This is a genomic window from Amycolatopsis sp. NPDC058986 (assembly GCF_042741125.1).
Classification (GTDB): domain Bacteria; phylum Actinomycetota; class Actinomycetes; order Mycobacteriales; family Pseudonocardiaceae; genus Amycolatopsis.
This window is the reverse complement of sequence record NZ_JBHYJW010000002.1, coordinates 324024-336829: the sequence shown is the minus strand read 5'-3', so window position 1 is coordinate 336829 and position 12806 is coordinate 324024. Positions and strand designations below refer to the sequence as shown.

Genomic DNA, 12806 nt, shown 5'->3' with positions numbered 1-12806 from the left:
GTCAGGCCCTTGCCTTGATGCGGGTCAGTACCCGGTCGGCCACGTCCCGGCCCGCGGTACATGGGTCGATGTTCTTCCTTTTCGCACTGTCGCTGAGGAAGATGCCGATGGCGTAGGTGAGGTCGTCGGAGATGCCCACTACAAGCGCGCACTCGGACTTTTCGAGGCCGTTGCTCTTCGCTGCCAGATAACCGACGAGGGGATATCCCTGGATGGGGCTGGGCTCGACCCAGCGAACCGCGTCGGGCTTGACATTGCTGTACGCCGCGCCAAGGCCGCCCTTGAGCCGAGTCTGATAGCCGACGCTGATCGAAGCGCCGTTTCCGGCCGCGTTGTGCCAAGTGCACGCCGGACCCAGCGCGGGGTTGTCATCCGGCTTGGCCGGGTCGGGGGCGCCGATGAACTCCTTGACGTCTTCCGCGCTGAGCGAGGTGTCGCAAGGGCTGCCCGCGAGTACCTTCGCCGGGAGCGGGTTCTGCACCTTGGGTGCGCCATTCTGTGCGGCCGGGCTGCTGTCGCTGGCCGGAGGCACTGAACTCTGGGAGGCGGGGCCTTTGCCCGAGCCACCGGAGCAGCCCGCCACCACGAGCCCGGCTGCTGAGAGAACGGCGACGATCGCACGGTATCCGGGCCGCATCAGTACTTGCCTTCCTTGCCTGCGTCCTTGGCGACGTCCGCGTTGGCCTGGTCAGTGGCCGTGGTCCGGCCGAGTGCCTGGTTGAGTTTGTCGATGAGAGCGCCGTAGCGATTGAACTGGATCTGCAGGTGGCCGATGTAGTACCGACCGGAATTGTTCGCGGTGTTCGCGAAGCCCACGCTGGAGACGTCCTTGCCAGGAGGCTCGCATTGCACGAGCCATTGGGCCTTGTCCAGCTGTTCTTGGATCAGCTTCCTGGTGCCCTCGGCCTTGCTGAGCAGTGTTTCCATTTCGGAGGTGCTCATGCGGAAGCCACCGGAGGGGCCCACGCTCTGCGTGTCCCCGAAAAAGCTCAGTCCGGACAGAAAGTTGCTTCCGTCGTCCGCCATGCCGCCCCTCCCGAGCGTCTGGTCCAAACGCAACGGAGGATAGCAGGGAGATCACCGGGCGCGGGCGCGTTTGGTCAACTTCCTACCAGGCTCGAAAAGCCCCGGAAAGCCGTTAAGGCCACCTTACGGGCGTCAGACGCCCGTAAGGTGGCCTTAACGGCACTTCACGCGAAGATCAGCTGAATGCCTTGGCGATCAGCGCCTTCTGCTCGACCTCGTGCACCTTCGACGACCCGGCCGACGGCGCCGCCATCGGGCGACGGGCCGCGACCTCGAGGCCGACGAACTTCTCCGGGAACTTCCGCGGCAGGTTGAGCCCGAAGAAGGGCCACGCGCCCTGGTTCTCCGGCTCCTCCTGCACCCACATGAGCTTCGCGCCGGCGTAGCGCTCGACCGCGGCGAGGAGCTTCTTCTTGGGCAGCGGGTAGTACTGCTCGATCCGCACGATCGCGACGTCGTCGGCACCGCGCTTGGCACGCTCCGCGACGAGCTCCCAGTACAGCTTCCCGGAGGTCAGCAGCACCTTGCGGATCTTGCCGGGGTCGGCGGCCGCGTCGTCGATGACCGACAGGAACTTCGACTGGTCGGTGAAGTCCGTCACCGCCGACGTCGCGGCCTTGTTGCGCAGCATCGACTTCGGGGTGAAGACGATCAGCGGCCGCTGGATGCCATCGAGGGCGTGACGGCGCAGCAGGTGGAAGTAGTTCGCCGGGGTCGACGGCACCGCGACGGTCATCGAGTTCTCCGCGCACAGCGAGAGGAACCGTTCGATGCGGCCGGAGGTGTGGTCCGGGCCCTGGCCCTCGTGGCCGTGCGGCAGCAGCAGCACGACGTCGGAGCGCTGGCCCCACTTGGCCTCGCCCGAGGAGATGTACTCGTCGATGACGGTCTGCGCGCCGTTGACGAAGTCACCGAACTGCGCTTCCCACGCCACGAGCGCCTCGGAGTTGGCCACCGAGTAGCCGTACTCGAAGCCGACGGCCGCGTACTCCGACAGCGCCGAGTCGTAGATCATCACCCGGCCCTGGCCGTCGGCCAGGTTCTGCAGCGGGGCGTACTCCTTGCCCGTCTTGCGGTCGATGAACACCGAGTGCCGCTGGGTGAAGGTGCCGCGCCGCGAGTCCTGACCGGACAGCCGCACGAGACGGCCTTCCAGCGCCAGTGACCCGAAAGCGAGCAGTTCGCCGAAGGCCCAGTCGATGTCGCCCTCGCGGGACATCTTGTGCCGCCGCTCCATGACCGGCTTGACGCGCGGGTGCGGGGTGAAGCCCTCGGGCACGTTGACGAACGCGTCGCCGATGCGCTCGATGGTCTCCTTGCTGACCGCCGTCGGCACCTTCGCGGGCACCTGCTGCTCGTCCTCGACCGAGGGGCTCGCCTTCGGCGGGTGCTTCTCCAGCTCGCGGACCTCGTTGAAGACGTGCTCCAGCTGGCTGGAGAAGTCGCGCAGCGCGGCCTCGGCTTCCTCGACGGAGATGTCGCCGCGGCCGATCAGCGATTCGGTGTAGGTCTTCCGCACCGAGCGCTTGGTGTCGATGATGTCGTACATCGCCGGCTGCGTCATCGACGGGTCGTCGCCCTCGTTGTGCCCGCGGCGGCGGTAGCAGATGAGGTCGATGACGACGTCCTTGTGGAACGCCTGCCGGTAGTCGACCGCCAGCTTGGCGACCCAGTGCGCGGCCTCCGGGTCGTCGCCGTTCACGTGGAAGATCGGCGAGCCGATCATCTTCGCGACGTCGGTGGCGTACTGGCTGGAGCGCGAGTGCTCCGGCGCGGTGGTGAAGCCGACCTGGTTGTTGACGATGACGTGCACGGTGCCGCCGGTGCGGTAGCCGCGCAGCAGTGCCAGGTTCAGGGTCTCGGCCACGACGCCCTGGCCCGCGAAGGCCGCGTCGCCGTGCATCAGCACCGGCAGCACGGTGTAGCCCTCGCCGCCCTTGTCGAGGATGTCCTGCTTGGCGCGGACGATGCCCTCGAGCACCGGGTCGACGGTCTCCAGGTGCGACGGGTTCGCGGTCAGCGACACCTTGGTCTCGCCGTCGCCGAACATCCGGAAGTACTTGCCCTCGGCGCCGAGGTGGTACTTGACGTCACCGGAGCCGTGCGCCTGGCCCGGGTCGAGGTTGCCCTCGAACTCCTGGAAGATCTGGCTGATCGGCTTGCCGACGATGTTGGCCAGCACGTTCAGCCTGCCGCGGTGCGGCATGCCGATGACGACCTCGTCGAGCTCGTGCTCGGCGGCCTTGTCCAGCAGCGTGTCGAGCAGCGGGATCGCGGTCTCGCCGCCTTCGAGCGAGAACCGCTTCTGGCCGACGTACTTGGTCTGCAGGAACGTCTCGAACGCCTCGGCGGCGTTGAGCTTCGAGAGCACGTACTTCTGGACCGCGGGGTCCGGCTTCTCGTGCGGGATCTCGACGCGTTCCTGGATCCAGCGCCGCTCCTCGGGGTCGAGGATGTGCGTGTACTCGATGCCGACGGTGCGGCAGTACGAGTTGCGCAGCACGCCGAGGATGTCGCGCAGCTTCATCCGCTCCTGCCCGGCGAAGCCGCCGACCGGGAACTCGCGGTCCAGGTCCCACAGGGTGAGGCCGTGGGAGAGCACGTCGAGGTCGGCGTGGCTGCGCTGGCGGTAGTTCAGCGGGTCGGTGTCGGCCATCAGGTGACCGCGGATGCGGAACGCGTCGATCAGCTCGATGACCCGCGCGGTCTTGTCGACCGGGCCGTCCGGGATGTCGGCGACCCAGCGGATCGGCTCGTACGGCAGCCGCAGCGAGGTGAAGACGTCGTCGTAGAAGCCGTCCTCGCCGAGCAGCAGCTGGTGGATGCGCTTGAGGAACTCGCCGGACTCCGCGCCCTGGATGATGCGGTGGTCATAGGTCGAGGTCAGCGTCATGATCTTGCTGATGCCGAGGTCGACCAGCGTCTTCTCGCTGGTGCCCTCGAACGCGGCGGGGTACTGCATGGCGCCGACACCGATGATCGCGCCCTGGCCGGCCTGTAGGCGCGGCACCGAGTGGTTGGTGCCGATGCCGCCGGGGTTGGTCAGCGAGATCGTGGTGCCCGCGAAGTCGTCGGCGGTCAGCTTGTTGTTGCGCGCCTTCTTGACGATGTCCTCGTAGGCCTGCCAGAACTGCAGGAACGTCATGTCCTCGCAGCCCTTGATCGACGCCACGACCAGGGTGCGGGAGTTGTCCTTGCCCTTCATGTCGATCGCGAGGCCGAAGTTGACGTGCTCCGGCGTGACCGCGAACGGCTTCCCGTCGATCAGCTGGTAGTGCCGGTTCATGTTCGGGAAGTCCCGCAGCGCCCGCACCATCGCGTAGCCGATGAGGTGGGTGAACGAGATCTTCCCGCCGCGCGTGCGCTTGAGGTGGTTGTTGATGACGATGCGGTTGTCGGCCATCAGCTTGGCCGGGACGGCGCGCACGCTGGTCGCGGTCGGCACGGACAGCGAGGCGTCCATGTTCTTCGCGATCGCGGCGGCGGCGCCGCGCAGCGGCTTCGACTCGGGCTCACCCTGCGTCGCGGGCTTCGCGGCGGGCTTGGCAGCGGGCGCCGTCTTGGCGGCGGGCTTGGCCGCCGGCTTCGGGGCGGCGGCGGGTGCCGGGGCGGCGGCCTGCTTGGCGGCGGATTCGGCGTTCTGCACGGCCTTGGTCGTTGGCGGAGTGGGCTGCCCGTTCGTGGTGCTCGCGGCCTGCGCGTCGGCGGTCTGGCGGGCCGTGTCGGCCTTCGCCTGTGCCGTCTGGGTCGGCTTGAAATCCGCGAAGAAGTCGTGCCAGGCGGCATCGACTGAGGAGGGGTCTGCGAGGAACTGGTCGTACATCTCTTCGACCAGCCACTCGTTGGGGCCGAATTGTGACGCAGGGCTGCTGCTGGACACGGCTTGGGCTCGCCTCTATCCGTCTCGATCTTGAATCGGGGTGATGCGCCTACCAGGCTAACCCCTTCGGTAACAGACCTGTGATCGAACTGGCCCGTGTGAGGCGTGGCGCACTAGGGCGTCGGTCACTGTCTCGATCACTGACTCGATACAGATCGTGGTACGCGCGGCTTGCCCGGGTGCGGGGAACCGGGGGAAGGTCACTTCCGTCAGTACCGGGGAGCAGGAAGGGGCCGAGGTGGCTGATCTGTCGGACGTCGAACGCATGGTCGACGACTGGGAGCGGGACGCGGTCGGGAAGTCGCAGCGCTTCCAGGCGATGCAGGAGCAGGTGGAGCAGATCACGCTCACCGGCACGGTGGCGGGCGGCGCGGTCAGCGTCACGGTGGGTCACAACGGCTTGCCCACCGCGATCAGGATGACCGACGGTGTCCGCTCGATGAGTCCTGACGAGATCGCCGCCAACGTCATGAAGGCGATCCAGAAGGCGCAGTCGCAGTACCCGCAGAAGATGCGGGAGATCCTCGCCGAGACCGTGGGCGACGACGACGCGGCGCGGCACATCGCGGAGACCGCCGAGCGGAACTTCCCGGACGCGCCGGAGGAGGACCCGGAGCCCTCGCTGCCCGAGGAGCCCCGGCGCCGGCTGTACGAAACGGACGAGGAGCCTCCGCCGCCCGCGGCGCCGCGCACCCCGCCGCCCGCGCCCAAGCCGCCCGCCGCGCCCCGGCGTCCCGCGCCGCCGGACGACGACGAGGACTTCGGCGATCAGAGTTTCCTGCGACGCGACTAAGGGGAGTGGGTCATGCCAGACGGAGGCTTCAAGGTCCTCGGTGAGGAACTGGGGACGCACGAGGGCAAGGTGCGGGGCTTCGCCGACCGGATGAAGACCGTGGTCGACGCGGCACAGCAGGTCACCATGGACAACAGCGCGTACGGCGTCATCTGCCAGCCGTTCGCGTTGCTGCTGGACCCGTTCGAGGAGATGGGCGTGCGCGCGCTGCAGCAGGCCTCGGACTCGATCAACGGCACCGCGGACAAGGTCAAGGACGCGGCGGACGCCTACCGCAAGCAGGACGAGGCGTCGGTCGACGCGATCAAGAAGGCCGGCCCGAAGGGCGCTTGACGCGTCACCGGGGTGATGGGGGTTCGAAGTGGACGGCAATCCGCTGGTCGCGCAGGCGCAGTCGCAGACGACCGGGGTGACCGGGATCGGGATCCTGGAGTCGGCGAACGATCTGGCGAGCGGGGTGAAGGACGGTTCGTGGGTCGAAGCCGGGCTAGGGGGTCTTGGCGTCGGTCTCGAGGTGCTGTCCCTGGTGACGGACCCGATCGGGACGTTGGCGCAGTACGGCGTTTCGTGGCTGATCGAGCACGTCAAGCCGCTGAAGGACTGTCTGGATTGGCTGGCGGGGAATCCGCCGGTGATTCAGTCCTTTTCGGACACTTGGGCGAATGTGTCCAAGGAGGTCAACGCGATCGCGGGCGATCTCGCGAACGAGGCCAAGGGTGGTACGGCGGGGTGGGACGGTGCGGCCGCCGAGTCCTATCGCGGTGAGGTCGCCGAGCAGACGGACGCGCTGGCCGGGGCGGCGTCGCTCTGCGACGGGATCTCCACGGGCGTCATGGTGATGGGTCAGGTTGTCGCGGCGGTGCGGGAGACTGTGCGTGACCTGATCGGGACTTTGGTCGGGAAGTTGATCTCGTGGGCGCTGGAGGAGGCGTGCACGTTGGGGTTCGCGACCCCGGCGGTCGCGGTGCAGGCGACGACGGCGATCACGAATACGATCAACAAGGTTTCGACGTTGATCCGGAAGCTGATCAAGACGATTTCGAATGTGGGCCCGAAGGTTCGCAAGATCGTCGAGAAGCTGGGCGAGATCATCGAGAAGCTGTCCAAACTGGCCAAGCGTTTGGGTAAGCGTGGCGAGCACACGAGCGCGTCCGCCGCTCGTAAGGCCGAGCATGCCGCTGACGACGTCCACGTGCCGAAAGAGCACACGTCTCCGTCGAGTGCGCATGACACGCCTGACGGAAAGACCTCGCCGTCCTCGTCGAAAGGCGGAGACACTTCTCCGTCCAAATCGGACGGTGCGGACGGGGGTGCCCACAGTGAGGGGCACGCCGATGGTCCGGACGGCGAACGGGCAGCGGCACCCGGCCAGAGCGGGGGTTCGTCCCGGCCCAAGGTGGACGATTCGGTCCGCTCGTACGAACGGAACGAAGTGTGGGCGAATGACGCCTACGACGCCATTCGTAATTCCGACGACGTGGCCGATGTGGCGCACAATCTGCGCGACGCACCCCGTCTCGACGGTAGTCGCGGGTTTTCCCACGAAGAGGTCGAGACGATCAAGAATCACGTTTTCCACGATCGGCATCCCCTCGACGACGGTGCCGGTGGCGTGGTGCACGAGCGTTTCGAAGCCAACCCCGACATGGCGGAAGCATGGCTCCGGCTGAGAGCGGGCCGTCACCAGGACGCCGACCTCGCGCTCCTGGAACACGAACTCGCCGAAAACCGTTACTGGCAGGGCAATCCCAACGCCGTCTATTGGGAAGCGCACCGGCACGCGAACAGCGTCTCCAACTGGGAGAGCCGGATACCTCCGGCGACGAACGAGAGCTATGATGAACCGTGGAGGTGATTTTCGTTGGCGATTCTGGTGAATCTCCGAAAAGTCGAGGACGACGATCGGGTCGCGCGGTATTGGTTCCAGTCGGCGAGCGGCCCCCGCCGGGTGCTGGTCTTCGACCGGACCACGGAAAAGGTGTGGCCGGAGGACGAGAACCGTGACGCGATCTTCCGTGCCGCGGCGATGAAGCTGTCCAAGGTGTGGTTGGAGAAGAACGAATTGCCGGAGCTGCTCGTCCATCAGGCGTGAGCGGTACGGCGTTCCGGCCGGTTTCGCGGTTCTGTCCGGTGGGCACCCGGTGCCCGCCGCTGGGGTGAAGGGGACGCACGGTGGACGGTAATCCGCTGGTGGCGCAGGCGCAGTCGCAGACGACCGGGGTGACCGGGATCGGGATCCTGGAGTCGGCGAACGATCTGGCGAGCGGGGTGAAGGACGGTTCGTGGGTCGAGGCCGGGCTCGGCGGGGTCGGTGTCGGGCTGGAGGTCCTTTCCCTGGTCACCGATCCGATCGGGACACTCGCGCAGTACGGCGTCTCCTGGTTGATCGAGCACGTCAAGCCGTTGAAGGACTGTCTCGACTGGCTGGCCGGTAATCCGCCGGTGATTCAGTCCTTTTCGGACACCTGGGCGAACGTGTCCAAAGAAGTCAACGCGATCGCCGGGGATCTGGCCAACGAGGCCAAAGGGGGCACCGCGGGATGGACGGGCGAAGGCGCCGACGGATATCGCGGTGAGGTCGCCGAGCAGACGGACGCGCTGGCCGGGGCGGCGTCGCTCTGCGACGGGATCTCCACGGGCGTCATGGTCATGGGCCAGGTTGTCGCGGCGGTGCGGGAGACTGTGCGTGACCTGATCGGGACTTTGGTCGGGAAGTTGATCTCGTGGGCGCTGGAAGAGGCGTGCACGCTCGGGTTCGCGACCCCGGCGGTCGCGGTGCAGGCCACTACCGCGATCACGAATACGATCAACAAGGTTTCGACGTTGATCCGGAAGCTGATCAAGACGATTTCGAATGTGGGCCCGAAGGTTCGCAAGATCGTCGAAAAGCTGGGCGAGATCATCGAGAAGCTGTCCAAACTGGCCAAGCGTTTGGGTAAGCGTGGCGAGCACACGAGCGCGTCCGCCGCTCGTAAGGCCGAGCATGCCGCTGACGACGTCCACGTGCCGAAAGAGCACACGACGCCGTCGAGCGCTCACGAGACCCCGGACGGGAAGACCTCGCCGTCGAGTGCGAAGGAATCGCCATCGGACACCGGTGGCTCACCGTCCAAAACAGACGGTTCGAGCACCGACGGCGGATCGCACTCATCGTCCACAGCGGACGGTGGATCGTCACACGGTACTGGCGAAAGCAGCCCGAACCGGCCGCGCGACCCGCGCGAGGCCGACACCCCGCTGGAGCGACGGGTCTGTGAGAACGACCCGATCGACGTGTCGAGCGGTGAGATGGTCCTCGGGCAGACCGACGTCGAACTGGCCGCGGTGCTGCCGCTCGTGCTTCGCCGCGTCCACGTTTCTTCCTACCGCGCGGGGCTTTCCTTCGGCCGTTCCTGGGCTTCGACCGTGGACCAGCGCCTCGAGTTCGACGCGCACGGCGTGGTATTCCTCGCCGACGACGGAATGCGGCTCGTGTATCCGGCGCCCGAACCCCACGGTGAGGTCTTTCCGCGAACGGGGCCGCGCTGGCCGCTGGCGGTCACCGAGGACGGCTACACGATCCGGCGGCGCGACACGGGGGTCAGCCTGCGTTTCGCCGGAAGCGAGTCGTCGCGGTCGTTCCTGACGGCGATGGTCGACCGGTCCGGCAACCGGATCGACTTCGAACGGCCGGACGGCGTGCTGACGCGGATTCGTCATTCGGGCGGTTATCAGGTGAACGTCACGGCCGAGGCCGGCCGCGTCACCGGGCTGTGGCTGGCCGCCGCGTCCGGTCCGGACGTCCTCCTGGCCACCTACCGTTACGACGGGCCGGGCGATCTCGTCGCCGTGGGCAACTCGTCGGGCAGGGCGCAGGCGTTCACGTATGACCGCGAAGGCCGGATCACGCAGTGGACCGACCGGAACGGCGAGTGGTACCGGTACTTCTACGACGCGCAGGGCCGCTGTGTCGCCAACCAGGGGTCGGGCGGCTTCCTCAACGGCACGTTCACCTACGATCCGGCGGGCCGGAGTACCCGGTTCACCGACGCGCTCGGGCACAGCACGGTCTACGAGTTCGACGCCGCGGGTAACGTCACCCTGCGGGTCGATCCGCTGGGCCGCGCGACCCGCCAGGCATGGAGCGCGGACGGGCTGCTCCTGTCCAGGACGGACCCGCTGGGGAACACCACGAGGTACCGCTACGACAGCGCGGGCAATCTGCTCGCGCTGACGCGGCCGGACGGCACCGAGGCCAGTGCCGAGTACAACGACCTCGGCAGGCCGGTGTCCACTGTGGACCCGGACGGCGCGGTGTGGTACCGGGAGTACGACGAAGCCGGCCGTGTCGTCACCGTCGTCGATCCGATGGGCGCCAGGACGCGGTGCGAGTACGACGAAAAGGGCCAGCTGGCGGCGGTCACCGACGCGCTCGGCCGGACTCGCCGGACCGAGACCGACGCCGCCGGACTGCCTGTCGTCGAGATCGCGGCCGACGGCTCGGTCTACCGGTACGGCCGTGACCAGTTCGGCAGGGTCACCACGATCACCGACCCGATGGGCGGTGTCACGCGGCTGTCCTGGACGGTCGAGGGCAGGTTGCTGAGCCAGACCGCACCCGACGGCAGTGTGCGGCGGTGGCGGTACGACGGCGAGGGCAACCGGATCGCGTCGATCGACCCGGAAGGCCGGGTCAGCGCTGTCGAGACCACCCACTTCGATCTGCCCGCCGCCGAAATCCGCCCGGACGGCACCCGGCTGACCTTCGGCTACGATCCGTTGCTGCGCCTGACCTCGGTCACCAATCCCGACGGCCTGACCTGGCGCTACGAGTACGACGCCGCCGGACAGCTGGTCGAAGAGACCGACTTCATGGGCCGCCGTGTCCGGTACGTCCACGACGCGGCCGGGAATCTGGTGCAGCGGACCAACGGCGCCGGCGAGGTGGTCCGGTTCGAGCGTGACGTACTCGGCAGGCTCGTCCGGCGCAGCCACGGCGAGGTCGTGGAAAGTTTCGAATACGACGCCGCGGGCCGGATGGCGAGTGCGCGCAACGCGCACACCGAACTCGTGTTCACCCGGGACGCGCGGGGCAGGGTGCTTCGGGAGTCCGTCAACGGGCGGGCGGTGGAGTCGGTGTACGACGCGCTCGGCCGCCGGACGGTGCGCCGCACGCCCACGGGCGCCGAAACCCGCTGGGAATACGGGGCCGGCGCGCAGCCGGTCAAGGCGCGGCTGGGTGAGCGGACGCTGAGCTTCGGCTACGACGCGGCGGGCAGGGAGACCGAACGGCTGCTCGACACGGGCACCATCCTCGCGCAGGCGTGGGACGCGAACCACCGGCTCGTCGGCCAGACCGTGTCCGCGGTCACCACCGGGCCGTCCGGGACCGCCGGCCGCGCGCAGCTCGTCCAGCAGCGGGGGTACGAATACGCCAGGGACGGGCGGCTGACCGCCGTCCGGGATCACCTCCTCGGTGACCGGGTCTTCGAACTCGACCAGGTCGCCCGGATCACCGGCGTCCAGGGCACCGGCTGGTCCGAGCGGTACTCCTACGACGCCTCGGGCAACATCGTTTCGGCCGAGTGGCCGGGTTCCGCCACCGGGCACGAGGCCGCAGGTGTGCTCGTGAAACGCGCGGGGAACATCCGGTACCAGTACGACAGCCAAGGCCGGGTGGTGTGCCGCACCCGGGAACGTCTTTCCGCGAAGAACGAGGTCTGGCGCTACGAATGGGACGCCGACGACAAGCTGAGCGGCGTCGTGACCCCGGACGGCACGCGGTGGCGGTACCACTACGACCCGCTGGGCAGGCGGATCGCGAAGCTCCGGCTCGCGGCGGACGGCGAGATCGCCGAGCGTGTCGACTTCACCTGGGACGGCATGACGCTGGCCGAGCAGGTGCGGGACGACGCGTATGCCACGACGTGGAACTGGGAGCCGGGAAGCTTCCGCGCGCTGAGCCAGACCGACCGTGTCCGCGGTGACGAACGCGGGCAGGACTGGGTGGACGAGGCGTTCTACTCCATCGTCACCGACCTCGTCGGCACGCCGTCCGAACTCGTCGACACGACGGGAACCGTGGTCTGGCGGCGCCAGGCGAACCTGTGGGGCCAGGAGATCGCGCCCGCGACCGAGGGTGCCCGGACGCCGCTGCGGTTTCCCGGCCAGTACTTCGACCCCGAGACCGGGTTGAACTACAACAACTTCCGGCACTACGACCCGGAGACCGGCCGGTACACCTCGAACGACCCGCTGGGGATCGCGGGGTCCCCGCACCCGCAGGCGTACGTGTCCAATCCCACGGCGGCCATCGACCCGATGGGGCTCACCCCGTGCCAGACCTTCTACAGCGTGCAGGACCCAGCGGACGCCGAGCGGCTGCTGAACCAGGGAGGTGAGCCGTGGCCGTCCGGTTTCGACCACGGCACGTCACGCGACGAGTTCGGCCCCGGCCTCTACACCTGGGAGACCAGGGAGCAGGCCGAGCGCTATCTGGAACGGGTCAATGCCCGCGGCGGTAACGCGGAGATCCTGGAGCACCACATCTCGGGTGAGGACTTCGACCGGCTCCGCTCCGCGGATCTGACCACTATGGACGATGACACCGCGACCGCCATCTGGAACTCGGAGGGCAGGCACGGCTACGACCACGTCCGGCGTAACACCGGGAACTTCGGGCCGGAGAACTACTTCTCCAGCAGCGTCTACCACCTTTTGCAGACAAGGAGACCCACATGACGGCCGAGGCCGTGGGAGAACACCGGTTGCGGCGCCAGCAGGGCGGGCGTGGTTACTTCGGGCACGCGAAGGTCCGCCTTGTCCGCCGCGAGGCGGGAAGCCCGGCGGTGGTCTGGGCGGTCCCGGCCGACGACCGCGCGTCCGTGCAGCCGGGCACGGACGCCGAATTCGTGGACGCCGCGATCGCCGGCGCCGAGGAAGGCCTCCGGCTCCTGGCGGATCCGGACCACGCGGTGCGGCTGGAACAGGTGCTGATGAACCTCGCCGACATCGACGCCACCGCGACCCGGGCGGCGGCCACCCTCGCGGTGTTGAACGCCGCCGGGGTGGACGATCGGTACGTCAGCACCTTCGACGGTGGCTGGCAGGTCGTGCCCGCCTAGCGCG

Annotated in this window: 9 protein-coding genes; 6 read left to right on the top strand and 3 right to left on the bottom strand. The window is 68.0% G+C overall.

The window, feature by feature from the left end:
• Nucleotide 1: 1 nt before the first annotated feature.
• From ACFW0G_RS03475 to ACFW0G_RS03465, 3 genes are all read right to left on the bottom strand, one after another.
• Nucleotides 2-637, bottom strand: coding sequence for a DUF3558 domain-containing protein (locus ACFW0G_RS03475; RefSeq protein ID WP_378323095.1), 636 nt, complete (start codon nucleotides 635-637; stop codon nucleotides 2-4).
• On the bottom strand, nucleotides 637-942 hold the full coding sequence (locus ACFW0G_RS03470) for a hypothetical protein (RefSeq protein WP_378323094.1): 306 nt from the start codon (nucleotides 940-942) through the stop codon (nucleotides 637-639). The genes ACFW0G_RS03475 and ACFW0G_RS03470 overlap by 1 nt, the downstream gene beginning before the upstream one ends.
• Nucleotides 943-1201: 259 nt before the next feature.
• The gene (locus tag ACFW0G_RS03465) at nucleotides 1202-4906 is read right to left on the bottom strand and encodes a multifunctional oxoglutarate decarboxylase/oxoglutarate dehydrogenase thiamine pyrophosphate-binding subunit/dihydrolipoyllysine-residue succinyltransferase subunit (RefSeq protein WP_378323092.1); all 3705 of its coding nucleotides are present in this window, start codon (nucleotides 4904-4906) and stop codon (nucleotides 1202-1204) included.
• Nucleotides 4907-5144: 238 nt separating this feature from the next.
• On the opposite strand from ACFW0G_RS03465, the gene ACFW0G_RS03460 reads away from it, so the two are divergent.
• The 6 genes from ACFW0G_RS03460 to ACFW0G_RS03435 all read left to right on the top strand — a co-directional run bounded on the left by ACFW0G_RS03460 (nucleotide 5145) and on the right by ACFW0G_RS03435 (nucleotide 12802).
• The gene (locus ACFW0G_RS03460; protein ID WP_378323091.1) at nucleotides 5145-5699 is read left to right on the top strand and encodes a YbaB/EbfC family nucleoid-associated protein; all 555 of its coding nucleotides are present in this window, start codon (nucleotides 5145-5147) and stop codon (nucleotides 5697-5699) included.
• Between the two features lie 12 nt (nucleotides 5700-5711).
• Nucleotides 5712-6032, top strand: coding sequence for a type VII secretion target (locus ACFW0G_RS03455; protein WP_378323089.1), 321 nt, complete (start codon nucleotides 5712-5714; stop codon nucleotides 6030-6032).
• Between the two features lie 28 nt (nucleotides 6033-6060).
• Nucleotides 6061-7554: a WXG100 family type VII secretion target gene (locus tag ACFW0G_RS03450; RefSeq protein WP_378323088.1), complete on the top strand. Its 1494-nt coding sequence runs from the start codon at nucleotides 6061-6063 to the stop codon at nucleotides 7552-7554.
• Between the two features lie 6 nt (nucleotides 7555-7560).
• Nucleotides 7561-7791 (top strand): hypothetical protein, encoded by a 231-nt coding sequence (locus ACFW0G_RS03445; protein ID WP_378323087.1) that lies wholly within the window; start codon nucleotides 7561-7563, stop codon nucleotides 7789-7791.
• An 80-nt stretch (nucleotides 7792-7871) separates the two neighbouring features.
• Entirely contained in the window at nucleotides 7872-12419 is a 4548-nt protein-coding gene (locus ACFW0G_RS03440) for an RHS repeat-associated core domain-containing protein (protein WP_378323086.1), read from the top strand.
• Nucleotides 12416-12802, top strand: a complete 387-nt coding sequence (locus ACFW0G_RS03435) for a hypothetical protein (RefSeq protein ID WP_378323085.1) — start codon at nucleotides 12416-12418, stop codon at nucleotides 12800-12802. The genes ACFW0G_RS03440 and ACFW0G_RS03435 overlap by 4 nt, the downstream gene beginning before the upstream one ends.
• Nucleotides 12803-12806: the final 4 nt, after the last annotated feature.